The organism is Nitrosospira sp. Nsp18 (assembly GCF_900103145.1).
Lineage (GTDB): Bacteria > Pseudomonadota > Gammaproteobacteria > Burkholderiales > Nitrosomonadaceae > Nitrosospira.
The window spans coordinates 14,199-39,046 of the sequence record NZ_FMWY01000011.1 but is presented as its reverse complement, the minus strand read 5'-3'; the positions used below and the strand labels follow the sequence as shown (position 1 = coordinate 39,046).

The 24,848-nt window shown below is 52.1% G+C and carries 19 protein-coding genes and 1 tRNA gene; 9 read left to right on the top strand and 11 right to left on the bottom strand.

Annotated elements, in window-relative coordinates:
* Positions 1-60 precede the first annotated feature (60 nt).
* On the bottom strand, positions 61-3,384 hold the full coding sequence (locus tag BLS94_RS06920) for a bifunctional diguanylate cyclase/phosphodiesterase (protein WP_090959023.1): 3,324 nt from the start codon (positions 3,382-3,384) through the stop codon (positions 61-63).
* Between the two features lie 431 nt (positions 3,385-3,815).
* Here BLS94_RS06920 and BLS94_RS06915 point away from each other — a divergent pair, with 431 nt between their 5' ends.
* Positions 3,816-4,685: a hypothetical protein gene (locus tag BLS94_RS06915; RefSeq protein WP_072768526.1), complete on the top strand. Its 870-nt coding sequence runs from the start codon at positions 3,816-3,818 to the stop codon at positions 4,683-4,685.
* Here the strand turns inward: BLS94_RS06915 and BLS94_RS06910 are convergent.
* The 3 genes from BLS94_RS06910 to BLS94_RS06900 all read right to left on the bottom strand — a co-directional run bounded on the left by BLS94_RS06910 (position 4,669) and on the right by BLS94_RS06900 (position 7,217).
* The gene (locus BLS94_RS06910) at positions 4,669-5,427 is read right to left on the bottom strand and encodes an HAD family hydrolase (protein ID WP_090958913.1); all 759 of its coding nucleotides are present in this window, start codon (positions 5,425-5,427) and stop codon (positions 4,669-4,671) included. The two genes, BLS94_RS06915 and BLS94_RS06910, sit on opposite strands and share 17 nt — an antisense overlap.
* A gap of 2 nt (positions 5,428-5,429) precedes the next feature.
* Positions 5,430-6,428 (bottom strand): aminoglycoside phosphotransferase family protein, encoded by a 999-nt coding sequence (locus tag BLS94_RS06905; protein WP_090958910.1) that lies wholly within the window; start codon positions 6,426-6,428, stop codon positions 5,430-5,432.
* A 123-nt stretch (positions 6,429-6,551) separates the two neighbouring features.
* Positions 6,552-7,217: a dioxygenase family protein gene (locus tag BLS94_RS06900; RefSeq protein WP_218124755.1), complete on the bottom strand. Its 666-nt coding sequence runs from the start codon at positions 7,215-7,217 to the stop codon at positions 6,552-6,554.
* Between the two features lie 305 nt (positions 7,218-7,522).
* Here BLS94_RS06900 and BLS94_RS06895 point away from each other — a divergent pair, with 305 nt between their 5' ends.
* A complete protein-coding gene (locus BLS94_RS06895; protein ID WP_143021660.1) occupies positions 7,523-8,656 on the top strand; it encodes an NAD(P)/FAD-dependent oxidoreductase in 1,134 nt (377 codons plus the stop codon).
* A gap of 212 nt (positions 8,657-8,868) precedes the next feature.
* Here the strand turns inward: BLS94_RS06895 and ygiD are convergent, their stop codons facing one another.
* Complete coding sequence (gene ygiD, locus BLS94_RS06890) at positions 8,869-9,657, bottom strand: 4,5-DOPA-extradiol-dioxygenase (protein ID WP_176767817.1); 789 nt, start codon at positions 9,655-9,657, stop codon at positions 8,869-8,871.
* A 192-nt stretch (positions 9,658-9,849) separates the two neighbouring features.
* Positions 9,850-10,038, bottom strand: coding sequence for a hypothetical protein (locus BLS94_RS14535; protein WP_143021659.1), 189 nt, complete (start codon positions 10,036-10,038; stop codon positions 9,850-9,852).
* 602 nt (positions 10,039-10,640) lie between these two features.
* Between BLS94_RS14535 and BLS94_RS06880 the strand changes: the two genes are divergently transcribed.
* The 3 genes from BLS94_RS06880 to BLS94_RS06870 all read left to right on the top strand — a co-directional run bounded on the left by BLS94_RS06880 (position 10,641) and on the right by BLS94_RS06870 (position 14,908).
* On the top strand, positions 10,641-12,668 hold the full coding sequence (locus BLS94_RS06880) for a GumC family protein (RefSeq protein WP_090958897.1): 2,028 nt from the start codon (positions 10,641-10,643) through the stop codon (positions 12,666-12,668).
* A gap of 155 nt (positions 12,669-12,823) precedes the next feature.
* Positions 12,824-13,303: a hypothetical protein gene (locus tag BLS94_RS14855; protein WP_176767816.1), complete on the top strand. Its 480-nt coding sequence runs from the start codon at positions 12,824-12,826 to the stop codon at positions 13,301-13,303.
* A gap of 150 nt (positions 13,304-13,453) precedes the next feature.
* Positions 13,454-14,908 (top strand): homospermidine synthase, encoded by a 1,455-nt coding sequence (locus tag BLS94_RS06870; RefSeq protein ID WP_256325315.1) that lies wholly within the window; start codon positions 13,454-13,456, stop codon positions 14,906-14,908.
* 1,071 nt (positions 14,909-15,979) lie between these two features.
* Here the strand turns inward: BLS94_RS06870 and BLS94_RS06860 are convergent.
* Positions 15,980-17,218: a vanadium-dependent haloperoxidase gene (locus tag BLS94_RS06860; RefSeq protein WP_090958890.1), complete on the bottom strand. Its 1,239-nt coding sequence runs from the start codon at positions 17,216-17,218 to the stop codon at positions 15,980-15,982.
* 258 nt (positions 17,219-17,476) lie between these two features.
* On the opposite strand from BLS94_RS06860, the gene BLS94_RS06855 reads away from it, so the two are divergent.
* On the top strand, positions 17,477-17,704 hold the full coding sequence (locus BLS94_RS06855; protein ID WP_072768516.1) for a hypothetical protein: 228 nt from the start codon (positions 17,477-17,479) through the stop codon (positions 17,702-17,704).
* 459 nt (positions 17,705-18,163) lie between these two features.
* On the opposite strand, the gene BLS94_RS06850 is transcribed toward BLS94_RS06855, so the two are convergent.
* Positions 18,164-20,893, bottom strand: a complete 2,730-nt coding sequence (locus BLS94_RS06850; RefSeq protein ID WP_090959013.1) for a tetratricopeptide repeat protein — start codon at positions 20,891-20,893, stop codon at positions 18,164-18,166.
* Between the two features lie 306 nt (positions 20,894-21,199).
* Between BLS94_RS06850 and BLS94_RS06840 the strand changes: the two genes are divergently transcribed.
* The 3 genes from BLS94_RS06840 to BLS94_RS06835 all read left to right on the top strand — a co-directional run bounded on the left by BLS94_RS06840 (position 21,200) and on the right by BLS94_RS06835 (position 23,140).
* Positions 21,200-22,369 carry a PEP-CTERM sorting domain-containing protein gene (locus tag BLS94_RS06840; protein WP_090958884.1) on the top strand — a complete coding sequence of 390 codons (1,170 nt, stop codon included), beginning with the start codon at positions 21,200-21,202 and terminating at the stop codon, positions 22,367-22,369.
* 227 nt (positions 22,370-22,596) lie between these two features.
* Positions 22,597-22,752 carry a hypothetical protein gene (locus BLS94_RS14850; RefSeq protein WP_176767815.1) on the top strand — a complete coding sequence of 52 codons (156 nt, stop codon included), beginning with the start codon at positions 22,597-22,599 and terminating at the stop codon, positions 22,750-22,752.
* Positions 22,753-23,064: 312 nt separating this feature from the next.
* Positions 23,065-23,140: transfer RNA gene (locus BLS94_RS06835), tRNA-Asn, on the top strand.
* An 84-nt stretch (positions 23,141-23,224) separates the two neighbouring features.
* Here the strand turns inward: BLS94_RS06835 and BLS94_RS15205 are convergent.
* The 3 genes from BLS94_RS15205 to BLS94_RS06820 all read right to left on the bottom strand — a co-directional run bounded on the left by BLS94_RS15205 (position 23,225) and on the right by BLS94_RS06820 (position 24,782).
* Positions 23,225-23,854, bottom strand: a complete 630-nt coding sequence (locus BLS94_RS15205) for a tyrosine-type recombinase/integrase (protein ID WP_256325314.1) — start codon at positions 23,852-23,854, stop codon at positions 23,225-23,227.
* Complete coding sequence (locus BLS94_RS15200) at positions 23,817-24,218, bottom strand: replication endonuclease (RefSeq protein WP_090958878.1); 402 nt, start codon at positions 24,216-24,218, stop codon at positions 23,817-23,819. Before BLS94_RS15200 ends, BLS94_RS15205 begins: the two co-directional genes overlap by 38 nt.
* Before the next feature lie 78 nt (positions 24,219-24,296).
* Positions 24,297-24,782, bottom strand: coding sequence for a hypothetical protein (locus tag BLS94_RS06820; protein ID WP_090958874.1), 486 nt, complete (start codon positions 24,780-24,782; stop codon positions 24,297-24,299).
* Positions 24,783-24,848: the final 66 nt, after the last annotated feature.

The following is a 24,848-nucleotide window of genomic DNA, read 5'->3' as shown; positions in this document are numbered from 1 at the left end:
CTCCCCTCAACTGATATTTTGACGAATTTCGATGCGCCTTTGCTTCTTCGATTCTTCGATTCAAACTGCGTGCGACTTCTTGTCTGTTCGGCTCTGCCATTCCGCTACCCATGCTTCAAACTCGTCGGCTGCCATAGGCCAGGCATACAGATAACCCTGGCCTTCCTTGCATGAGACGCTTTGCAGAAATTCCGCCTGCGCTTTGGTCTCCACGCCCTCGGCAATAATGCGCAAGCCGAGGCTAAGGCCCATGGCCACAATCGCCGCCGCGATGGCTTTAGCGTCAACATTGCCCGGCAAGTCCCGTACGAAGGACTGATCGATTTTCAATCTAGCGACCGTAAACTGCCGCAGGTATGAGAGGCTCGAGTAGCCGGTGCCAAAGTCATCGATTGCGACCTTTACTCCAAGAGCGTCCAGTTCCCGTAATTTCCCCAGGGTAGGCTCCATCCCCTGCATCACTACGCTTTCGGTGAGTTCCAGCTCCAGGTTGCCGTGCGATAGTCCTGCATCCCTGAGTGCGCGCTCAACGGTAACGACAAAATCGGTTTGACGGAATTGGACCGCCGAAACGTTGACCGAGATACATATATCCAGTAACCCGCGATCGCGCCATATCCGGGCCTGCCCGCAGGCTTCGCGCAGCGCCCATTCTCCCATTGCGAGAATCAAGCCGCTGTCCTCTGCGACGGGAATGAATCGAATCGGCGAAATGAGCCCGCGCATAGGGTGCTGCCAGCGCATCAGCACCTCCGCGCCGATTATTCGCTCCGTCGCAAGCTCGATTTGCGGCTGGTACACCAAAAATATTTCGCCGCGTTCAGCTGCGCCCCGCAGATCGTGTTCAAGACTGACCCGTTCGATTGCCCGCACCGTCATGTCACGCGAGTAGAATTGATAACGGTTTCGGCCGGCTTCCTTAGCGGTGTACATCGAGGCATCTGCATTGCGTAACAGAATATTGGATTCCTTACCATTGTCCGGATAGATGCAAATGCCGATGCTTGCGGTCAACAGCAACTCATGCTCTTCAATCAGATATGGCTGCGATAATCCAAAAATAAGTTTTTCCGCAACGCGTGCCGCATCCTCTGTCGTTTCGATCTCGCTCAATAGGACAACAAATTCGTCGCCTCCGACCCGGCTTACCGTATCAACGCTACGAACTGAAGCTTGCATGCGTTCCGCCACAGCTTTAAGCAAATGATCGCCAATGTCGTGTCCAAGCGAATCGTTGATCGGCTTGAAACGGTCGAGATCCACGAATAGCAGGGCGAGCCGGCCAGAACGCCGTTCGGCGCGTTTAATCGCGACCTTCATCCGATCCGCCAGCAACGCGCGGTTAGGAAGCGCAGTGAGAGGATCGTAGTGAGCAAGTTGCATGATGCGCTGTTCGGATGCCTTACGTTCGGTGATATCTCGCGCGAGAACAATGAAGCGAGGCTCCAGCTCGGCACTCAGCTGCTTTCGGGAGACGGAGAGTTCAAACCACAACCTGCCTTTTTCTCCTGAAAGCTCCAGTTCTACTTGCTTGCCGGATGACAGCCCTTTTTTCTGAGCCTCCAGCAATGCTGACAGGACAATATCTGCTGCGCTCGGCGGAAGAACATCTGAAATTTTCTTGCCAAGCAAATCTTCAACAGGAGAACCAGGCAGGTAAGTGCGTGCGGAATGATAGGCATGGCAGCAGCCGTCGAGGTCTAGCTCGAATAGCAGATCGGGTATGGCATCCAGCGTGGCTTGCAACTGACTTTGCGCAGCAAGAATTTCGGCCTTTTGCCGCTCCTGCTCGGTTACATCGCGGATCATGGTGACGACGTAATGAACTTCGCCACTATTTCTGTGTACGCATTTGACATCCATGTTGGCCATCACAATCGAACCATCTTTGCGGAGGAAACGTTTGTTCGTTGCATAGCCTTCCGACTCTCCCCGCAGGACACGTTCCAGATCGGCAATGTCTTTTTTCATGTCCGCCGGATATGTCATCTCAGCCAGATTCTTTTCGGTGAGTTCCTCGCGGGAATAACCAAGCATTTCGCATAACTGGTTGTTGAATCGCAGCCAGCGCCTGGTTTCGGGAGAGATGATTGCCATACCGATAAATGGCAATTCGTAAAAATACTTGAGGAGGCGGTCTTGCTCGGCAGTGCGGACAATCAACTCCAGTTGATGAGCGCGTTGCTGCTGACGCCAGAGCAGCAGCAACATTACGCCTACCGTAGCCATCGCGATTAAAATTACCACGCTGACCCAGAATACCAGGGTCCATAATTGGGCAAGTACCTCACTATGATCGATTTTTGCGAGCAGCTGCCAGGCAGAGCCGGAAATTGGCCGGTAAACTGCGATGACCGGCTCCCCGCGATAATCGGTTCCACTCGCCGTTCCACGCTGGCCTTCTCGTGCTGCAATGGCGCCAGGCAAGTCTTCCCTCGCGGCTAACGATTGGCGTTGCAACGTGGCGCCCCCGGAGCTTCCGGTGTGGCGCAATTTATTAAGATAGGTGATATTTTCACCTGCTTTACGGATTAGCAGTGTCTCCGCGCTGGGGCTGCGACCGGGCCATTTTTCCACCAGCGGAACCAGGAATTGTTCGAGATCCGCGCGCAAAACGACGACTGCGACAGCCTCGTTGCTCATGCCATCGTGAACCAGAGGCACTACGATATCCAGCCGGGCTTCCCCACGTTCGTCCAGAAACAGGTCACTGCTCTGTATCTCGCGCGTCTGCAAGGCAGCAGTCAGTAATGTCCTGGTAATAGCAGGCAGTTTATGCGCATCGCCTAACGCCAGCAGAGGCTGTCCTTTTATATCCATCAGCAGTACAGACTCGTAGCTATAGGCCTGCCGAACCGCGTCCAACCGGCTGCGAATAAGCTGTTGCAGGCGCCCATCGGTATCGCGCTTCAGATTCACTATCCGCTCGACGAGCGCCTGACTCATCGCTAATGCTTCCGCATCCCCGTGTCGCTCGGCCAGCCAAAGCTCGATCTGTTCTGCTTTAAGGTCAACGATAGTTTGAAGATTCGCATATGCATCCCGCTCTATTTGTGGCTCATATATCTTGACGATGCCGATACTAACCAGGGGTGCGACCATGGCCATCGAGAAAAATATCAGCAATAACCGATTTAACGAGACGTTTCCGGAATCCGGTCCGGGTGACCCCGAAGGAATGACGTTGTTTCGACTCCACTTAAGCAGCAGATAAAACATGACACTACTGATCGCGACAAGAATCAGTTCTTTCGCGAGATAGGCACGGCTCCGCAAAACCGGATCATCATGGGAGAGCGAGATCAAATAGCCCGCAACGACAATCCAAAGCGTTGAAAAGGCGGCGTAAAGCAAAACGATGAGCCATGGGTTCCGACTCATCATATTACGGTTGAGCGAGAAAGGAACTTTATCATCGGATATTAAAAAAGCGGAAGCCACTCCAGAGAGAAGGGCCTTCCAGTTGATGATGTATGGCTCTTCTGATCATCTTGCCAACCATGGAATAATGGCAGAGCTTCTGCCTGCCGCTAGTTGAGCATAGAGTAAAGCGCTTTTCTGTGTGATGGCTAACAAAGCGCAGTATTAAAGAGCGCTCCGGGAATTCGCTGCTACTCAATGGATTTCTTCCCCATAGACCAGGAAGCATCATATAAGAGCGCGATGCAGAATCATACGGGTCAGGATGTTGTATAGGAATCAATCGCCTTCTTGATTTGGCTCAGCGCAAAAAATGGTATTAGAGTCGACAGTCCTTCGTCTTATCCAAACGGCCCATCTTAGCTATACTATGCTTACTGCCGCGGAGGAACATCATGAAAAACCGAAATGCCGTCATTGCCTTCATTTTATCCATGCCGTTTATCGCCTTTATTTTGCCGGGAAGCGCGTCCGCTGCTGAAAGTACCTGTCATAATATTCTTACGAATGGGTTCTATAGCGAGTATCCCCAAGCCGATGCTCGGCTGAGAGATCGATCGCTATACGCAGAATTATGTTCCTTGAATTTCGCGCAAGCATTGACCGCAGTCAAGCGCGCGCGTCAATCCGCCGATGATGGCTCGTTAGGTCTTTCATATGGGCTCTTCACTCTCGACGATGGTGGAACGAGCACCGGTGCGAACTCCGGGGCAGGCTCATCGGGCCTCGTCTTGAATGAGGAGCGATTCACGCAGTGGAAGAGCGGCTATTGCTCGAAGAATTCAACGGTGGATTCATCCCAGGCAGCGGAGTTTTTCATGCAGAGGTCCGCTGTCGGACATCCTGTCGCATCGAAGGCGGTGGAGGACTGGTCTACTTGCATGCAGAAGCGCGAAGGCCTGACATGCTGGGCTTCGCCAAACTTACCGCATAACGAAGAATTTCTGTTGAATGTCAAATGGACAAAGACTGGCTCCTCAAAACCGCAGGTACAGCCTGAAGTTCGGCATTCTTTCCTCACCCGAGGTGCTGTCTCAAAATTCGAAGGCGCCGAAGCCCGGAGGATCTTACCGGTTGGCTATAAGTTAGATGCGGGAACGTCGCAAATTCGGGTGGCACGTCCAGCGGATAAGGCAATATTTGCCAACCTCAAGATAAACGATGAGGGCGCGGAACATAGCTGCAGTGTTTTCATACCAAGTGACAGCGATTTTACACTTTCAGCACCCTTCGTTAACCGATTGAAGTTCAGGTATCCGGGTTAATAGTAGCAGTAGCGTTCGCTTGTCTCAGCATCGCCACGCCTTTGAGAACGTCCGCGAATTTTTGGGCACGGTAATCCGGAGCCACATCCCTATAGGATTTTGCGCCTTGGTTGGAATCAATGAAGATATTCTTGATTCCCAGTAACTTCGCTCCATAGATGTCTCGGAACATGTCATTACCCACCCAGATCACTTCAGCCGGTTTGAGGTTCATGTTGCCGAGCGTTCGTTGGAAAAGACGGGAGTCGGGTTTTCTGAAGCCATAATGGCTGGAGATAACGGTAGACTCGAAGTAGCCTTCCAGCCCGACGGCACGGATTTCAGGCTGCGCAAAACAGGACTGGGCATCCGAGATGAGGGCCAGGCGGTAGCTCATCCGCAATTCATTCAATACTTGCTTGACGCCGGGATATAGCTGAAGGCGATTGCAGGATATGCCGCGGTAAATATGGGAAATAACCTTCGCTACTTGCCCCCGGATGGGCGCTGACCGGATGCCTTCCTGCATGAGTAATTCGTTCCATATGGCTTCTACATCAATTTCAGGATATTCCTCCCCGCGCGCTTCCTTCTGCTGCTTCATGATTTGATAATAACGCTCCCTTACTTCCCAGCGGTGCAAATATACTCCCTGGTAGGTCAGATAGTGAGCAATCGCGCGGTAGATTTCCTCCATCGACTCATTGGTCTCGATATCGATCAGAGTGCCGTAGAGATCAAATAGAATGCCTTTTATCGTCATGATTACCTCAACGTTTTTTTGGCTTCATCCAGTAATTGGCGGCTATATTTCTTACCGATCCATGCATTGCGGGCGATGCGCAGGAGGGTGAGTCCCGAATAAAAGGGGATACGCCGGGTGATGGCGCCGAAAGCGGCGTCACGATCAGGAAAGTGACAGGCATACTCCCATAGAAAATGTCCGATAAACGGCTCGGCCAGCCATTTATCACCGGTTTTCTGCATGAAGAAATGCTGGAGTTCTCCGACCACTCTCCCAAGATCAAAAACCCTGTCCGCCGATTTCATCCGTTCCAGATCGATAACGATCACCCAGGGGCCGCCGCCAAACAGAATATTAGCTGGAGTGACATCGCTGTGAACAAGGACCTGCTGGTCTTCCCACATAAAGGTTTTCTCCCGCCACTGGTCCTTGAACCGGTAAAACTCCAAAGCTTCGTCCCGCTCGACACGTCGGGCATTGGTCAATTGTTCCATAATGCGATCAAAATATACACCGTCTTTGTTGAAGTCTACTTTGCTGTCGTGTGCAGTTCGGTTGTGCAGTGTTGCGAGAAAATAGGCGAGTGCAGCAAGTTTTTGAAAAAGAATATCGCGGGCGTTTTCGCGAATCGCCTTGACGATGAAGTCCGCAAGCGGCGTGCCGTAGCAGAATTCTTCTACCAATACCTTATTCAGATCGGCGTTTCGCCCCAGGGGGCGCGCGACGTAATGCGGATAGCCTTTAAAGCCGATGCTTCGGAGATAATTCAGGTTATTGAATTCTCGCTCCATTCGATGAAAGGCGACCTCCGGCCCGAAGCCGGCGACGCCGCCAAAAAATTTTCCGATAATGCGGGTGTGGCTGTGGCTGTCTTCGTAGAGGTAGACGTGGTTGGACGCCGGTAGTTGATATACACGGAAGTCGGGAGAATTTATGCCGACGTCCAGCAGAGGAATAATATCGTTGCGAAGGTATGTATAAAAAGGATCATTCGTCGAGAGATGACCGAGGTATTTCATGTCCTGTTGATCACAATAATCATTGAATTCTCAAGGTCATGCATACGTAAAACTTACAGTGATCCCTTCGCCATTCGCTATATAACCGGCCGAGGTTCAGGTATGCGTAACCAGCCAGCGACATTAGCCTCTGAATATAATATCGAATACCGCGACCATGAATTCAGGCTCTTCTGTTCTTGGTGAGTGCAGCTTTACGATCAACGCTTCCGGATCGGGAGTGCTCTGGAGGTATGGATCCTTGTCATTGTATGGATCGCCTTCGAAGTACATCTGCGTTACGAGGACGTCGTGGCGGCCCTTGACGTCAAAATGAATATGCGCCGGCCTGATGCCGGTGATTCCCGCGGGATAATGTATGGGTTTGATTGTTTTGAACTGATAGAGGCCATCGGGACCGGTGGTTACCGCGCCGAAACCCTGGAAATTCGGATCGAGCGGCGCCGGGTTCGTATCGTCGGGATGCGTATAGCGGCCGAAAGCATTGGCCTGCCATATTTCGATCTCCGCGCCTGCCACTGGGTTTCCTGCAGGATTCCGCACGCGCCCGGTAACCATAAGAAGCTGTCCCTTTGCACGCCCCGACCCGCCGGGTACCCGAGTCAGGTCTCCGCTGCGATCGGGTTTGCTCATGATCGGATAAAAGGGACCCAGGATCTGATCTTGTGTCCGGTTCAGAGCCGGTTGCGCAAAAACTGTAGTGAGCGATGGCAATATGCCTGTAGCGAATATTGCAGCCGATGCTTTCAATATCATGCGACGACTCAACATGACGCGATGATTTTGCATTCTCTTATCCGGATTCATGGTCGATATCCTCTTTCATAATGGCAAGCTGGAATTAGATGCGGTTTTGGTTTTCTGCCGCAGACCGATCCCTGAAGGGCAATATGTTCCGCACCGGAAACCTTCTTTTCTAATGAATTCTTCCATATAAAATCATGTTAGTACAGAATGAGTATACGCCTGCGCGATCGATGCGCCGGGTGAAATCGCTGCTCCCGATCCAGACATTAAATCAGCTTTTCCACTGCGTATTCTGATAATGATATTCAATATAGCTACAGCTTCGCTGGTGGATAACGGGGTCAGTGTTGAACCTGGGCATTTTTCAAGTGCAACAACCGGCGTTGCAGCGCATGCCCGGGCTTAGCCGAAGTTTAGATATTGCTGTCGTCGGCGGTGGACCGGCGGGTGCGATATGCGCGCTCATGCTCGCGCGCGGCGGCGCGCGCGTGGGTCTCGTACATTGGGGCGGTTATGCCGCAGGCGGCATCGAACTCGTGTCTGGCCACGCGCGTCACCTTATTGAACGCTACAGCCCCGATTTTTTTCAGAAGGCATCGCTCGGGGTAGAAGTCCACGAGACGATATCATTATGGGATACGCCCGAGCCCGTCACATTTAACGCAATGTTTAATCCATGGGGTGCCGGTATCGCAATAGAGCGCCCGCTTTTCGACCGGGCGCTGCGTGACGTGGCTTGCATGGCGGGCGTATTGATCATTGACGATGCCAAAATTGTGGGAATCGAGCGCAGCGGAGATCAGTGGCATCTCCTGATGCGCTCGGCCGCCGCAACCGTCGGGGATGAGGCCGGAAGTCATGCCTCTGCCAGTTTTCTAGTCCTTGCTACCGGCCGCGTGGCCGCACAGTTTGTTGACCGGTCACCCGTAGCCGAACCATCGGGGATTGCCTTGATGACGTTCTTACGAACGCCGGTTAGCGGGTCAGTTCCATCGCCCGGGAATACGCTTTATGTCGAGGGTATGGACAACGGTTGGTGGTATGCATTGCCCGCCGGGGACGGCAGTTACTTTGCCGGTTTCTGTACTGATCGCGATGAGGTTAAAAAAAGGCCTGCCTCCCTGAAGGAATTTTTTGTTCGCGAGCTTCGCAACACTCGGCTGCTCGCACCTCTACTGTCGGCTGCATCAGGAAAGATACAAATATCCGGCCGTATGGCTGGCGCCCAGGTGTTCGACAGGATGTCGGGAGAAGGCTGGATCGCTGTCGGTGATGCTGCTTATGCGCCAGATCCGCTCAGCGGAATGGGAATTGAATTAGCGATTGAATCCGCGCAGCTTGGGGCGCATGCGCTGCTGAAGGCTACGCAAGGATCAACGCAACCCCACGCACTCATGGGATTTGCGGAGTATGAAGATGCGATACGAGAGCGCGTGAGCCGACAGGAAAAGACAGCGGCATACCATTACGGCCGCCTTTGAAAACCTGGGGTACCCATCGGTATCGCCGGGTCATGATCAAGGCTGATCTTAACCCGGATGTTTCATAAATTGACGCGCGCCCTTGCTGGTCTTTTGTTTCGTATGAAAATTTCGTTCAGTCGGGCGTATGAATAACTACGCCACTCTTCACAAAATTTCCCTACAAAACAAAATCCTGCGCAATCATCACGCGAATTTATGAAACATCCGGGTTAGCCGATCTTTACCGCCAACATGGAAATTGAGCCGCCATCAAATCCTTCCACCGGGAAACTGATTTCCTCATCTTTCCGGCGTTGTGCAAGGACGTAGAGAAACGGAAGGTAATGCTCTGGGGTGGGTACCGATAACAATGCGTCCTGCCCCAGTTTGTCATACGCTATGAGAGAATCGACATCGCCCGAGCTTAACGCTTCACGTACGACATTCTCGAACCGGACAGCCCAATCGTATGGTTCTACATTGTGCTTTCCCCATGCATACGCGTGCAAATTATGTACGATATTCCCACTGCCCAGGATAAGCACTCCCTGATCGCGCAATGGCGCCAGGCGTCGGGCCGTGTCGTAATGCCAGGCCGCTTCCCGGGTTTCATCTATGCTCAATTGGACGATGGGAATATCGGCGTCGGGAAAAATGTGCATGAGAACTGACCAGGCGCCGTGATCAAGACCCCAGCTTGTGTCCATGACCGCAACTGGCATCAGCAAATCCGCGACTTCTGCAGCGAACTCAAGGGAACCCGGTGCGGGATACTGAACTTGATGAAGCTCCGGGGGAAATCCGCCAAAGTCGTGAATAGTCCGCGGATGCGCCATGGCTGTGATTGCTGTTTTCGGCACGTACCAGTGTGCCGAAATGCAGAGAATAGCTTTGGGTCTGTGGGTGAGCGAGGCGCCGATCGCGGACCACGCTGCAGTATATGAGTTGCGGGAGATCGCATTCATCGGGTTGCCGTGGCCCACAAACACTGCGGGCATCAATGCCATGGGGTAGGGCATGGGATTAAATGAATATAAGAAGAGAGGCCGGAAGTGTCTCGTGACTCATCGAAATTTTCCAGTCACGAGGCCATTGCATAACCCGGGGGTTTCAAGCGCAATTTGTGTTGTCGGCGATAGCTCGGCAACACCGTAGCCATGACGGGAATGCCTGAGCCGGGTGAAGATGCAGGACGCCAGCCAAGCTTTCAGTCAAGCGCTTTCTTTATAAAGTGTGATGCTCTCATGCTTTTTCCTTTCCGGTATTTTTTCGATATTTACCCAATGCTGGTGGCCACTCGATTGGAAATGTCTAAACATTTTTTGTCGGAAGGCTGCCGACCTGTGATCAAACAATGCAGAAGCTATGCCGAACACATCCTGATCATTACGTTTTTTCATTGTGCGCCCCTGAAGGGAATAAATAAAAAAGCTGAATAAACCATAATAAGTTTCCGAAGCGGTTGTTCGCCAAAAAGGGCGAAGGGCGTTTAAGGGCTTCCAATATTTTTTTGCCCGCTTTCGAAAAGCGTATACCGCTCCAGCTACGTCTTCAGCTTAAAACGAAACTTTTACAGTAATATGAAAGCTTCATTTCTCGAATTGCGCACATTGTCCGGGAACGGATCGGGTTTCGTTCGTGCGGAACCGAACGGAAGCTGCATTTGTGGCACAAGATTTTATAAGTTCGCGTTTTCGCAGAACTGATGAGAACGCCTGACATGAAAGTGGTGAGGTTGCTATCGTGTCGTCTGGTCTGTTGACGTTCTATTTGATCTTCGTAACCATCTATTTGATGGACAGGTGCTGCATGGAAACAATATGATGAATTTACTTTCCTTTATCTCAATGCAGAGCTAGCACGCCTTTTGCTTGTAGCGTGATATAAGTTTGCCGAATCTTTATCTAATTGCTATTCCTGAACATATCCGGCTATTATTTTGCCTATCCATTGAAACCTGGATTGCGTTCGCTATATCGAATTTTTGGATGTAACCCGGTTTATGAAAAACAGAATTGATTCCCGCTTTACCCCAGATTTCCGTGCCGCAGGCGACACGGATGAGCATCCCTGGTACCGGTCCCGCAGATTCAGCATCTTCAGCCTGGTATTTCTAATCAGCCTTGCTATAAGCCTGGCTTATGTTTACAGCCGACCAGCAATTTACGGTAGCGGCGCCACCTTGCTGACCTCGGCGATGACAGCCATAGACCGTGAAAGCAGCGAGGCGGATATTCAGCATGTCGCTATTCAGCGACAGATTTTTCTGCGGCACGAGCTTGCTGCAGAGACTGTGTCGCGACTCAAGGCGACATCAGCAGGCAAATCTCTGCAACGGCTGACTGCATCCGATATTCAGAATTTGTTGAATGTCGATCCCATCGCTGAAACCAATCTCGTTGAGATAAAGGCAGAAGGGCCCGATGCAAAGTTCTTGCCGCTGCTCATTAACACGTGGATAGATGTGTACCTGGATGCACGGACTGAAGAAGTCAAAAGATTGACAACCGATACCGAACATATTGTGGAGGACGAGGTAAAGCGGCTGGCTGATAAGGTTAGCTCTGCCCGGCTAGAGCTGGAGGCTTTCCGAAAAAACCACGATATCTCTTCCACGCAACGTGAGGAGAATGAAGCAGCAGCCCGCCTTAAAGGCCTGAACGATTCTTTCAACAAGGCCAGTGAGGATGAAGTGAAGGCGAGGGCCCACCTGAGTTCTATCCAGACCGCCATTGGCCGGGGAAAGGCGGTGGTTCCCGATGATGAGAAGGGCAGCCTGGTTGATCTTGAATCGCGTTTGCGGGATTTGCGCGAAAAGCTGGCGGAACTCGATAAAAAATTTACACGGGAGTATTTAAATCTGCAACCTGATTTGAGATCTATTCCAGAGCAAATCAAGGAACTGGAGATCGCAGTCAATAATAAACGTAAATACGGCGCAAGCGTGGCATTGACAGATGCCGAGATGGCGTATGCGGCCGCACAACAAACTGTTAGAGAAATTCGTGCTCAATTGAGTGAGCATAAACGGCAAGCATCAGCATTCACATCCAAATTTGCTGAGCACGATGCCTTGAAAACCGATCTGGAAGGTTTGGAGACACTTTATCGAGACGCGCAGGAGCGGTTGGTACAAGTCAAAACCGGCCGCAAAGATAAATATCCGCAGGTAACTGTCATTAGCAGGGCTTTTGAACCGGTGGAACCACTCAGGCCCAATTATAGCCGGGACGCTTTGATAGCCATTGTAGGGTCGCTATTGCTAGGGCTCTTTAGCGTATGGGTTTTCGAGTATTTGGCAACGCAAAAAAAAGAACAGCAGCCGCTTGTTGCGGTTTTTGGCGTGCAGGGCCATCCGGCCCCCTCTGCCCCATTAATCGAACATTCTCATGCCGCGCTCGGCGCCACGGCGGGCCAAATGGGGCAAAAAACAAACAATGCCTTGGCAGCCCCGGCGTGCCGGGAGCTTTCCAGTCATCAGCTAAGAATCTTGCTCAACGCTGCCAATCTAAAGGGAAAACAACTGATTGGCTTATTGCTCAGCGGATTGACTATCGATGAAGCCGCATCGTTGACGGCCGACCAGATCGATCTGGATGCCGCAGCCATCAATATGGCAGGAAGGTCGCCCAGAATCATTCCTCTGAGCAATTCCGTTAAATCGTCGCTCATGCAGTCAGGGGGTCATCCTGTATGGAACCCGGATGACCCAGGGACGCGCATCGATCTTTCCGCCGCATTAATCTGTGCGGCAGTGGACTCGGGTTTGCCTGATCCCCAGAAAATTACGGCCGAAGCAATCCGGCACAGCTATATCACCTATCTTGTACGCCAAGGTCTGCGGCTAGGGGACCTTGAGCAGGTCACGGGTCATTTGGAGCCTTCGGTCATTTCCAGCTACAGCGCGTATTCACCGCCGCAACAAGGCCGGGATATTTACGAGATTGAGCTACTTCACCCTGCGCTAATGACAACGTCGGGCGAAGCCCGACCTACAAACCAGCAGGGAGGAATTCACCCTCGAGGATAAAGCAACGCGCAGTAGCGCGGGTTTCACACGCCACGACGATCACCAGCAATCCGTAGGGCGGGTTTTACCCGCCATGACTGAGCGATGATCCGCAGGCGGGTTTCGTCTGCCGAGGAGAAGCGGGCGCATAAACCCTCTATCTACCTGGATGTAGAATGTCTAACGTCGAATACCCGGCCCTTACCAGTGGATGTCCCAACCCAATCGTAACGCGTCCAGCAATTCCCGGATCATGCCACCGTAACTGCCCCGTGATCATCGCAATGGTCGTCATGCGGGTGATGGAGGTGGCCATCGACAAGATAGTCCATGTGATCGCCATGCGGCACGGCTTCATGGCCGCAGTCAGGTCCATGTATATGTTCTTGCGCATGGCCCGCGCATTGATGTTCAGGCGTACAGCTTTCAGGATTGGCCGTGGTTATGTCTATCACATGCTCATCGAAATGGTTGCCGTGCGGGTGATGCAGATGCCCGTCATGCAGGTAATCGACATGCCCGTTGTGCACGATACCTGTGTGGCCGCATTCGGGTCCATGCGGATGAGTATGATTTTCATGCTGTGGCAGGATACAATTAGTCATTTTGCCGCTCTCCTCCAAAAAGAAATACGAAGCGCTAGAATACAAGTTTGACCCAATCTGCTACGTGCAGTTCCTGACGGTCCGGGTAACAAGGCAACGCAGGGCCAAAGCGAGCGCGAGCGATTGGGATTTTGTTTGGCCGGTTTTCGAGTGGTCCAATGGGAAACATTGTCCAGCAGGCGCCAGGGAAAGAGGGAAAATATGTTCAAAGAAGCACAGGAAAATCTCAGTATGGAAAAGACAGGGTATGACAAATACGGGCGTTTGAACGGTAAGCTGATAATAGTAGGTTTCGGCAGCATCGGGCAAGCCTTGCTCAGGCTATTGTTTCAACATCTTGAAATACGCCCTGAACAGGTCAGGATAATTTCCGCTGATGAGAGTGGCCGGGATATTGCGCGGCAATTCGGCGTGGAATTTATGCTTCATATGCTGACAGAAGAAAACTACCCTGCCGCAATCGGGCCGTGGCTGAACAAGGGAGATTTCCTGCTCAACCTGTCGGTGGACGTTTCCAGCCTTGCCTTGATCGAGCTGTGCTGGCAGCGCGGCTCACTATACCTTGATACTTGTATTGAGCCATGGTTGGGCGGGTATACCGACAAATCGATATCGGTATCGTTGCGCTCGAATTATGCATTGCGCGAAAAAGCCCTTGCGTTCGCACGCGAAAAGCGGGGAGGCCCCACGGCACTCGTAGCTCACGGCGCCAACCCTGGCCTTGCTTCTGCCTTTGTCAAACAGGCGTTGCTTAATATGGCCGCGGATACCGGCTTGACAATAAAGAGGCCGGTAAGCCCCGGAGATTGGGCCGAGCTGGCGTCTCGCCTTGAAATTAAAACGATCCACATCGCTGAGCGAGATACTCAGACTACCAACCAGCGTAAGCGTGACGATGAGTTTATCAATACCTGGTCGGTCGAAGGGTTCGTGGGCGAAAGTCTTCAGCCTTCAGAACTGGGGTGGGGAAGTCATGAGCGTCATTGGCCGCGGGACGGTGCACGGCATGGATTTGGTTGTGACGCCGCCATTTACCTTAACCAGCCCGGCGCTGCTACACGTGTGCGCAGCTGGGTTCCGCTCGGTGGCTCCTATCAGGGTTTTCTAATTACGCATAGCGAATCTATTTCCATCGCCGATCATCTTACGTTGAAAGAAAACGAAAAAGTAATTTATCGTCCCACGGTGCATTACGCGTACCTTCCTTGTGACGACGCCGTGCTTTCCATTCACGAATTGGCAGGCAGGAATTGGCGCTTGCAGTCCAACAAGCGAATCCTTCGTGATGAAATAGTGGACGGGGTGGATGAACTTGGCGTCCTGCTCATGGGTAACGCCAAGGGGGCCTACTGGTACGGCTCACGTTTGTCGATACAGGAAGCGCGGCGGCTAATGCCACACAACAATGCAACAAGCTTGCAGGTTGTGGCGGGAGTTCTGGCCGGCATGGCATGGGTGCTTCAAAATCCTGATGCGGGTGTGGTCGAGCCCGACGACATTGACCATGAGCTCACTTTGAAGATCGCACGGCCTTATCTCGGAGAAATTCTGGGTGTATATACCGATTGGACTCCTCTGTGCGATAGGGGATGGCTATTCAGTGAAGATGTGGATAGGAGTGATCCGTGGCAGTTCAAGAATATACGGGTGAGTTGAAACTTTCCACTCATGTAGCCGGAACAGGGGGTTACATCTAAAGACAAATCGTTTCTCTGCTGAAACTGAAGACCAATGGAATACGCGCCGCTGTGGCAGGATTCCTGCCTGAAATTGCGGAATACAGGAATGTGCGGAGTTCGAACCTGGCTTTACGGCGGGGTAATGCCGCGTTATAAACCCTATGCTTGTCGCCTTGCCAGCTTACGCCTAGTTCCGGTTCGATTGTTCCTGCTCGGACCTCGATCTGATAGCGGACATTTTTTCTTGCCGGTCGTTTTTTATGTCGTTTCCACGTTGCTGAGCCTTTGACTGAGAGTGCGTAAACTTTTTTTTCGTAAAAACCTCCGCTCCATGATCAAGCAAAGCAGTAACGGCGGTGGGTCCATCCGGGTCGTCATGTTTTTTCACTTTTTTCTCCTCACAAGAATCAGCAATAGAAAAAATTCAACCTTGTTCCACCTTCAACGCTGATGTAGGGCACATAAATACATTAGTCAGGGGCGATTTACTTTGGTTCCCGGCGGTGGTAACAGGTAGCGCGCGCTATAGCGGGTCCAAGCTGCTTGGAGAAGTGGTGGCAAGCCGATTTGTTGTTCACATTTCCTGTGGATAAGTTTGTTGATAACCTATGTGCATGATGACTAAGTGGTCTTTATATAACAATGTTTCTGTTTTTGGCGGTTTTTTAATCTTTACAGAACTGCATTTGTTATCAGCGGTTTGATCAAGCGGCTAGCGCTCAGGCGGGTTGGCCCAAGGCGATTTTGGGCAATCGTACCGACTGCGTATTGCTTGTGGCCGAATGTGGATTATTGCCGAAATGTCAAGAAAAAACTTTGCCGTTTTATGGCAGGGCTTATGTTGATTCCAGGAGTTTACATCCGGCGCGGGTTCGCGAAATTTATCTTTCGATGGGTCGAACGCGTGTGGTGAGGTGTTGAAATCGTAAGCCGCTGCTGCAGGGCATGGGCAACCGCGACTGCAACCTGGCTGTAACCTGGAGTTGCATGTCTTCCGGCGTTGCTACCGCCGGAAGACACCGGTTGCCGGTATCCCGCCCTGACCGCTCTACTTGAGTGGCCGCAAATACTTCGTTACGGCCAGTTCGCCGATCTGCCGGCCCATGGCAGCGCCCACCTCTGCGGAATTGCGGTAGTGCACGCCATCGTAAATGCGTGCATTATTTACTTCTTGCGTAAGATCATCAATTTTCGTCCAGCTTCGCGCTACGCCACCCGCCGCGTTACTGATGGTTGTCAGGAGGGGCATAGGTCCTTTTCCGATCTCCGCTTGCAGCACCGCGCCAACCGCCCCAGCAACGATGCAATGCGCGCATGGATATTCGGGGTGCATCGGTGTCTCAATGAAAGGCAGCCAGGACGGGTCTCGTTCCGTTGCGTCGTTTCCATCGATGTCCCCGTTACGGATCGCGGTGACCGGTCGCCAGAAGCCATAATGATACTTTGCATCAAACACGGCGATTAACGCATCGTGCGATGCTTGAGTCACAGCCGCGAACAAGCGTGCGTTCTGGGTAATGTCTCTTCCGTCAGCCTCGGCAACGGAGCGTACAACCCCATGGTAAATCGGCGGCATCACTTCTTCCCAGAAGAGGGCGATATTGGTTTGTTCGGTAGTACGGCGATCGCTGTGCTTACCGCCGAGCGTCTTGACCTCGTTGTAGTCGCGCGCCCATATCGCGCTGTCAAGCTGCGGGGGCGGGCCGGGACGGAACTGAGCAGGATTTATCATCAACCATGGTTTCATCTTCGCCCATTGGGGCGCTTCGGGTATTACGGTAGGCACATAGACGCCTGGAGAGGTGCGAGGCCGGTATGTTTCACCTGTCGTCGCCCCATCGCCAGCGCGCATGGCTAGAATCGCCGCCGCTGCTTCATTCCCTACTGTAATGCCTTCGGTCTTGGCCCGGCAATCGGCGATGGTAATCAGCGCCGCCTGGTAAGCAACGTCGATTTCCGCCAGCCGCGATGGTACGAGTTTCACCAGGGCGGCACGGTTTGCTGACGCAATAGCGGCGTCGACCGAGGCCCCTGGGGCCGCTTTAAGCTTGACGTCTCTGGCAGGATAGCGCCGGGTGATTGCATTCACCGCTTCGTATACGGAAGCGTGAACGATAGCCAGCGCGCGATCAACCGGCAGTGGTCCCAACCCGGAATCAACAAGAATATCACCGGCCTTGCGGTTCCATTCGGTAACCGTATCGGCTTTTGCCACTGGACCGGCAAGCATCACCGCCACGGCAATGGGTAACAAAATATTCCAGTGTGTCTTGACACTCCGAACCATATTTTCTCCAAGGCGAGTTAAACAATGCATATAATTTTGGTAGACTGGGCTTCGATCCCCTCTTACTCGAGCATCTCGAAACAGGGGTTGCCGCCACAAGCTCGGCGGGGTTGAACCAGTTTTTCGCCTCGATTGAGAGTCGGAGATGCGATATACGCACCGGTGGGCGCAACGTGCCCTAACGCAAGGGCTCAATGGATTGATGGGGTCTGCAGTTACTAACAGTTTCTTATTATAACCTGCTGAGGAGCTTGAGCTATGGACTTGGAATGGAAAATAATTGACGAACATCATCAAGAGGTATTTATAGACCAGCACGTCAGAGGCCTCCTATGGATCACGGCCGCAGGTTTTTCATTCTGGCACAGCTACCCTAATCCGGCAGTTGATCTTTCGCGTGTCAAGACGGTGGAAGAAGCGAGAAAAGCCGTGGAAACTGCGCTTCGTCTGGAGGAGTATGAAAATCCGGCCAACCTAATGAAATAGCTGGAGTGGCTGGGTTAACCAAAGGCGAGTTGACATGAGCAAAGAGAAAAAGCTTTAAAGCTCGAAAGACCATATGTAGCAGTTACTAAGCCATAAAGTCTCTCACAATGCTTTGAGGAAGGATGTTTTTGGCAGCGGTGGGAGAAGTTTTATTGTCCACAATTGCTGTGGATAAGTTTGTTGATAACCTCTTCACAGGTTGGGTAAGTCACGTACCCGTAACAGTATTTTCTTACCTGGTTATTTTTTGAACGTTTGAATACTGGTTTAAAATCAATTAGATATCTCAAGAGCTAAGCCTCATGCGAGTTTGAAGGGGATGATTTTGGGAATTTGTGCGATTATTATGACAGTGTGGATTACTTCAGAATGTCAAGGGAAATCTCCATCAAGTCGATAGGGTTTTCTTGAAATAATCGCGGGAGTTGAACCGCCGTCTATTGCAACTCCCTTCTTCTATCAATGCTGGATATTCGCCGGTTTCTGTAACCAGAACTGATACATGCCTTTAAACGTGTCGCGATTCTCGAGCTCAAAGGTGTGCCATTTATCCAGGTCGGTTTGGGATATATCCTCGGGAAAACGCTCTCTATATCGTTTGGAAACGTCGGATTCGAGTGAAAATCCGAGAAATGCGAGGTCCAGTTCCCGCAGGTTTTCTTTGAGCTGAGGCAGCGTATAGTGATGCTCTTGAACGTGAAATAGCAAATCACGGCACTCGCTCATCGTATAAAAGTCCCTGGCGGACAAAACTTTTCGGAATCGTAACGCATTTTCGGGAGACATCATGTCCTGCCGGCAGCGCCGGATATCTTCCGCATTCGGTGCATATCCCTTTTCGGCAATATAAAGCCTCGCATCAGTTTCATTTTGCCTGGCAAATGCGCTGTAGAAGCCCAAACGCATGAATCCGCCGGGGCGTAGTAAAGCAAGCAGTTCTCGCCACCCTGCCAGTGGGTTTGCAAGGTGATGAAGCACGCCGACCGATTCGATGAGGTCAAACATTCGGCCGCGCATTTCAGGTGAACCGAGCGTGCAACTGAGGGTGCTTAAGCTGGTAATGTCGGCCTGCGCATATTCAATGTTTCCCAAACCCAGCTCCTCGGTCTTTCTCCTTGCATAACACAGGCTCGTTAAACTCAAGTCCACGGCAAGGACGCTAGCATTGCCATATCGCTGGGCTGTTGCAATCGAATGTTGACCCGTTCCGCATCCGGCTATCAGAATATCGATTCCTGCGTCAGCCTCATCAAGCCGGCTCATCGGAGTGAACATTGAAAAAGAAAATCGGTTGCGCAGATAGCGATTAACCGAAATGGTTTCCCGGCATGAGGGCAGTTTGACCCATCTTGGATACGGGTTTTCCTCATACTGCTTCTGCACCTGGCGGGACATATCGTCAACGATAGGCGTCAGATGTGGGATGAGCGAGCGAAGCCGCAGCTCTTCCAGCGGTTCCCGTATTTGTTGCACTAGCAGCGCAGCCAGGGCATTGGGCAAGGAACGATCCAGCAGCGGATGTACAAGGGCGGACTGTATATCGGCCAGCTGTACAAGGGCCTCGGAGGAGCTCACTGAAATCAGCGGGAAATACGCCGCCACAGCAACCAGCCATAACGGGGAAACCGGTAGCGAGTCTGCTAAAGCGGCAGCAAGGCGATCCTTCAGCCGTTGCGCCAGTTCTAATTCCTCGCCTGAACAGGCAAAAATGTATTCGTTGATAAAGCACTGTCGAGCCAGCGCGCAATAAAAAACCAGCGCTTTCCCTTCCGGTACATTCGGAAAAGCATCGGAAAAAACGACGGATGAATTAACGGTGGCCTCCTTGCGATCTTGCTCGTGGATGGCGGCACGCAGCATGGCATATCTTGCCATGGTTAAAAACCGCTCCAGTTCCATATCGCATACCGGCGTAGTCTCCAGCAAGCACTGCAGCAAGAGGTCGTTGCAGACGCTGGCAAAGCCGGACATGCTATCCGGACTATAGGAACCGAGTTGCCCACTAGAGCCGTTGGAATCGCGGATTTCGAACAGCTCTTGCGGCGACAGGGGGCTAGGCCAGGCGCTATTCGCCCGGTTTATGCATTGCCTGATGCCCGGATTCAACTTGATGAGCGATACAGCCGGGTTTCCGAGTTCAGCCGGGCGGCTCCATGCCTCAGATAGGGCTCTGGTGACAAAAGCACGGATGCCGGGAATCTCATGAGTAAGGTAGACATTTCCTATGCACTGAGCAAATCCACTTTTTATTTCCGGGTTTTCGCTAATTCGTAGCGCACACTGATAATTGATTACCGCCTCGTCCAGCTTCCCTTGCTCTTTCAGCGCATTTCCCACATTACTATATGCCTCGGCATAATCCGGTTTGCGAGCGAGCGCATTGCGATAGCTCGCAACTGCTTCATCCAGTCTGCCCAGTTCGCTAAGCGCATTTCCCAGATTGCTGTGCGCCTCGGCAAAGTCCGGCCTGAAAATGAACGCTTTTTGGAAACAGGCGACGGCGTCTTCGGGATTGCCCCGTTCGACCAGCATATTCCCCAAATTGTTGTGCGCCTCGGCGGAGTCCGGTTTGAGCATGAGCGCTCTGCGATAGCTTGCGATCGCTTCATTCGGCTTGCCTTGTTCTCTCAGAGCGTTCCCAAGATTAGTGTGTATCTCAGCGAAATCCCGATTGAAGGTCAGCGCTTTTCGATAACTGGCAATCGCTTCGTCCAGTTTGCCCTGTTCCTTGAGTAAATTTCCCAGGTTGACGTATACCTCCACCATGTCCGGCTTGAGCCTGAGCGCGGTGCGATAACTGGCAACTGCATCGTCCATCCTGCCTTGCTGCTTAAGGGCGTTCCCCAGATTACCATGGGCCTCTGCATAGTCCGGTTTGAATACGAGCGCTTTGCCGATAAGCTCGATGGCGATCTCGGTTTTTCCCATTTGTCTTGCTATTAATCCCATGAAATGCAGCGCACCGGGGTGATCTGGCGCTACCTGGAGTATTCGCTGATAGACGGCCTGAGCTTGAGGCAGGTCTCCGCCTTGATGATATTGAATCCCTGCCTGGAGGTATTCCGAAATGGACGGAGCGGATGGAGCGGAGGAGGCGGATGAAGTCCCGGCTTTATGCTTCTGGCAGCAGTGTTTGTACTTCCGGCCGCTATTGCATGGGCACGGGTCATTGCGGGAAATCTTTTTCATACGCTCAATCGTCATTCATAATCGATTCGAAATAAAACCGGGGCACAGATGGCACCGGCCCTGGAATCGCGATACAAATATTGGCGACGTGCAAAAGGCCAATTGGCTAATCGTATCTCCTGCAATACCTTGAGCTCAGGCAATAGCATGATGGTAGCCGGTAGATTCAAGATCGGCACCGTAAACAGAAAGCCATGAGCCGATTTTTTCACCTTGAAATTTTCATTACCTGGTCTATCCTGAAATGCACTTAGACCGTATTTTTCCCTTTTTCCAAGCGGCAACGTTTACGGGAGTGCATAAAACATGAAAGCTATCCGCAACTGTAAAGTCCGAAACTTTGTCTTGGCCGCAACCCTGGGCGTCAGCCTCGGTTTCGTGCCGACGGCTTTTGCCGGCTTCCGTTCCTTCATCGTTGTCCCCAACCAACCGGTGGTCGATATCGGAACCTTAGGCGGGATAGATGCGTTTGCTCGCGGCATCAACGATGCCGGGCAGGTGGTGGGTTGGTCCAGAACGTCTGGCGGAAATACGCATGCTTTCATTACCGGTTCCGATGGCGCAGGCATCAAAGACCTTGGCACCTTGGGTGGAAGCGACAGCTGGGCCTATGGCATCAATGCTGCCGGACAGGTTGTGGGACGTTCCCTCATAACCGGGGATAAAGCTTACCATGCTTTTATCACCGGCCCCAATGGGGTTGGCATGACTGATCTCGGCACCTTGGGTGGGAGCACCAGTTGGGCCTATGGCATTAACACCGCTGGGCAAGCGGTAGGAATCTCCCTGACGAGCGGTGATAAATCCTTCCGTGCTTTTACTACCGATGCGAAGGGTGGGAACATGACTGACCTGGGTACGCTGGGAGGAGATTACAGCGCGGCCCATGGCATCAACAGCGCCGGACAGGTAGTGGGCGACTCATTTACGAATAGCGGGGATCAACGTGCGTTCATCACTGATGCCAATGGTGCGGGCATGACGGATCTCGGCACCCTGGGCGGAGATACCTTTGCATATGGCGTCAACGATACAGGGCAGGCAGTAGGGCAGACGAATTCACATGCTTTTATTTCCGGCGCCAATGGTACGGGCTTGACCGACCTCGGCACGCTGGGCGGAGATGAAAGTGTGGCATACGGGGTCAATAACGCCGGGCAAGTGGCAGGTGTCGCCCAAGTTCCCCTGCTGCCGGAGGAATCGGTCAGCGATTTTCATGCTTTTGTCACAGGTACAAATGGAAGTAGTATGACTGATCTTAATTCACTAGCAAACCTGCCCGGCGACCCTTTGACGGAGTCATACGGCGTCAACAACCTTGGGCAGTTTATTGCAGGCGGCTTTATCGCCACTATTCCGGAGCCCGAGTCTTATGCCTTGATGCTTGCTGGCCTAATCCTGCTAGGGGTTGTGGTGCGCCGCAAGCAGAATGCCAGGCCGCTTGCTTCAGGACTTTATAATACGCAAACTGGATGAACTGACCCTGCTATGAGAAGAGGGCGCAGATACCCGGAACTTGGGCTGATTAATCAATAAGTAGTTGGTGGAGGCAAAAACACGAAAAAAACCCAATCCTCTTTTACTGAGTAGAAGAGCGTGCAGCAACGCCCTATGTACGGTAACAGACAGTTAGAGCTAGAGCTTCAGGTTATCTTGTATACGCGGCGGTTTCCAGTGCCGTACTTACCAAAAGGATAATCGAAATGAAAAAATTAAAACTATTTACGGTGATTGTGATGCTCGCTGGAGTTGCGGGCTGCCTATCGATAGATACCAGCAAGTCTGGACCACAAGGTCCAAAGGGAGATCCTGGAACCTCCACGGAAAAAGTTATTGTCGTTCCCGAAAAGGACTATTAAAAAGCGCCTTCAGTGAATAAATCGCTGGCGCTTCCGTGACGTCACGGAAGCGCCAGCGGTTGAGTAACTGTCGGTTATTCTGTTCTATCTCTCACCAATCAACGCCTGCCTGCCGTGCTCGCTCGAACGCGAGTTCTTTTCACGCCTTGGTTCTTCGTCAGATTACGTTAAGCTACCTGACTTGCCAATTATCTACTCAAAACGGCCTGAGGAGACCGTCTCAGGCTGAATTCAGTCGTCGTCAGCAACTACTGATGGGCGGTTTTGATTGACCAGCCTCGCTCAAGCTATTAGTATATGCACCTCTCCAATTCCCCGATAGCTCAGTCGGTAGAGCGACGGACTGTTAATCCGCAGGTCCCAGGTTCGAGCCCTGGTCGGGGAGCCAATAACAGCAAGGGTTTCAGAGAGTTTCGCAGTTTGATTTTGGTCCGCAAAACCGGTAGCGGTCCGCAAAATTGCGAAAAGTATGCTACTTGGTTGGCGTGACGATCTGCCCCAGGCGCACGTAATGCTCGGTCATTGTGACCGACGAATGGCCTAGCTGGCGCTGGGCTTCCATGAGTCCATCGCTGTCCGCTTTTTCCGTTCCGGCTTTTGCCCGTAGATCCCGGAATTGAAAACCCCGAATTCTGGCCGCAAGATCTGCCTGGCCTGCTTTTTCCGCAGCAGCTGCTGCTTTTATCCGGGCTCGTTCAAAACCGTTATCCAGTCCGGAGGCGGTAAATGCATATCCCCCCTTTGAAATGACGAGTGCCAGGTTACGCACAGCCTGCCCACGTTTTCGTTTCAAGAATTCCTCTATCAGCAGGCCCAGTTCGTTGAGCGCGCCGGCGTCATCTTTCAACCTTACGCGCACAATCTTTTCTGCTTGGCCATCCTTTTCAGACTTTCCCTGTTTGACCACCAGCATGCTGTCGCGTATGTCCGTTTCGCGCATCTTGAGCGTATCAGCCGGACGCTGCCCAGTGAGATACGCCAGGTCCATCGCGCTCGCGGCTGTGCCCTTTGACCGATCTATGCGTTCCTCCTTGTAACGGTGTTTTGCCGCCTCCGGCTCATCACTATCCTCGCGCATGGCATTCTTTGATGATGCTGCCAACCTGCCTGAGGTGTTCCTTTGGCATGAAGAACAACATGTGCCAGTGCGGTGTGCCATCGTGCTGAGGCTCCGCAACGCGGAAGCCATAAAGGTGTATTCCCTTACGGGCAAGCTTGGCCCGTATTTGCGTCCATAGCTTTGCTAGATACGCTTGCGCATGGCTGGGTGTTATCGTCTCATCATATTTCGGGTTCTGCTTTCCTGATGCGGATAACCGGGCATGCATGCGCGAAGGGCAGGTAATGGTATAGAACACGCCGGTTAACTGATAGTGAACTGAAGGTAGGGCCCTGGTTGGCCGGGTAGTGGGCTTAAAGTGAGCGAGAGTGAACGTAGGTTGACTACCTACACAAGAATACCCCATGAAAGAGTTCCCTTTTCAGGTAGCCCTCATGCGCCGCTACAAGATAGGTCTGGTAAGCGAGGTGTCCCCTGAAGGAACTCAGGTTGAGGTAGATGCAGGAGGCTCTTCAGGTGCTGGCTTCTCCTTATAGAAGAGGGACCGCCTTACATCTTCGTAATGACCTATTCCGTTAAATATAAACCTAAAGGTTATGGGTAATAGAGTAAGGAACGCGGCTTTTAACCCCAACAGTACCATCTTCACATCCTCTCCCGCCTCGGCCAACCCCTTTATTCTCACCAGTAGGACCACTGTTATAATTGCCAATAGGAGAGACCAGGATGCGCAATGGAAGTTGAGGTTAGCCCTCATAACAAAATAGTGGAATAACTTTGGAGAGGTGCTTATGCTCCTGATGCGCTCCATCCGGGATAACTCGGCTTCCTTTAAGAGTTTCGCTCGTTGTTCTGATAAGAAGCCATAGGACTTAACGCTCCCGGTCTTTACCCAACTTGCAAGAAGAGTGGATGCAACTCCAGTCACAATCGCCGCAACCCACCAAGTTATCGAATATTCTTCTCCCAATTGCTGCTCCTGTCCGAGTGATTAAGTGAAGATAGCAATGGTAAAGCTCAAACTGTTGTGTAGGTG

What these genes read in the sequence shown, in the direction of transcription:
- BLS94_RS06920 (WP_090959023.1), bottom strand. Translation starts at nt 3,384, where the DNA reads ATGATGAGTCGGAACCCATGGCTCATCGTTTTGCTTTACGCCGCCTTT.
- BLS94_RS06915 (WP_072768526.1), top strand. Translation starts at nt 3,816, where the DNA reads ATGAAAAACCGAAATGCCGTCATTGCCTTCATTTTATCCATGCCGTTT.
- BLS94_RS06910 (WP_090958913.1), bottom strand. Translation starts at nt 5,427, where the DNA reads ATGACGATAAAAGGCATTCTATTTGATCTCTACGGCACTCTGATCGAT.
- BLS94_RS06905 (WP_090958910.1), bottom strand. Translation starts at nt 6,428, where the DNA reads ATGAAATACCTCGGTCATCTCTCGACGAATGATCCTTTTTATACATAC.
- BLS94_RS06900 (WP_218124755.1), bottom strand. Translation starts at nt 7,217, where the DNA reads ATGCAAAATCATCGCGTCATGTTGAGTCGTCGCATGATATTGAAAGCA.
- ygiD (WP_176767817.1), bottom strand. Translation starts at nt 9,657, where the DNA reads ATGCCCTACCCCATGGCATTGATGCCCGCAGTGTTTGTGGGCCACGGC.
- BLS94_RS14535 (WP_143021659.1), bottom strand. Translation starts at nt 10,038, where the DNA reads ATGAAAAAACGTAATGATCAGGATGTGTTCGGCATAGCTTCTGCATTG.
- BLS94_RS06880 (WP_090958897.1), top strand. Translation starts at nt 10,641, where the DNA reads ATGAAAAACAGAATTGATTCCCGCTTTACCCCAGATTTCCGTGCCGCA.
- BLS94_RS14855 (WP_176767816.1), top strand. Translation starts at nt 12,824, where the DNA reads ATGTCTAACGTCGAATACCCGGCCCTTACCAGTGGATGTCCCAACCCA.
- BLS94_RS06870 (WP_256325315.1), top strand. Translation starts at nt 13,454, where the DNA reads ATGTTCAAAGAAGCACAGGAAAATCTCAGTATGGAAAAGACAGGGTAT.
- BLS94_RS06860 (WP_090958890.1), bottom strand. Translation starts at nt 17,218, where the DNA reads ATGGTTCGGAGTGTCAAGACACACTGGAATATTTTGTTACCCATTGCC.
- BLS94_RS06855 (WP_072768516.1), top strand. Translation starts at nt 17,477, where the DNA reads ATGGACTTGGAATGGAAAATAATTGACGAACATCATCAAGAGGTATTT.
- BLS94_RS06850 (WP_090959013.1), bottom strand. Translation starts at nt 20,893, where the DNA reads ATGAAAAAGATTTCCCGCAATGACCCGTGCCCATGCAATAGCGGCCGG.
- BLS94_RS06840 (WP_090958884.1), top strand. Translation starts at nt 21,200, where the DNA reads ATGAAAGCTATCCGCAACTGTAAAGTCCGAAACTTTGTCTTGGCCGCA.
- BLS94_RS14850 (WP_176767815.1), top strand. Translation starts at nt 22,597, where the DNA reads ATGAAAAAATTAAAACTATTTACGGTGATTGTGATGCTCGCTGGAGTT.
- BLS94_RS15200 (WP_090958878.1), bottom strand. Translation starts at nt 24,218, where the DNA reads ATGGGGTATTCTTGTGTAGGTAGTCAACCTACGTTCACTCTCGCTCAC.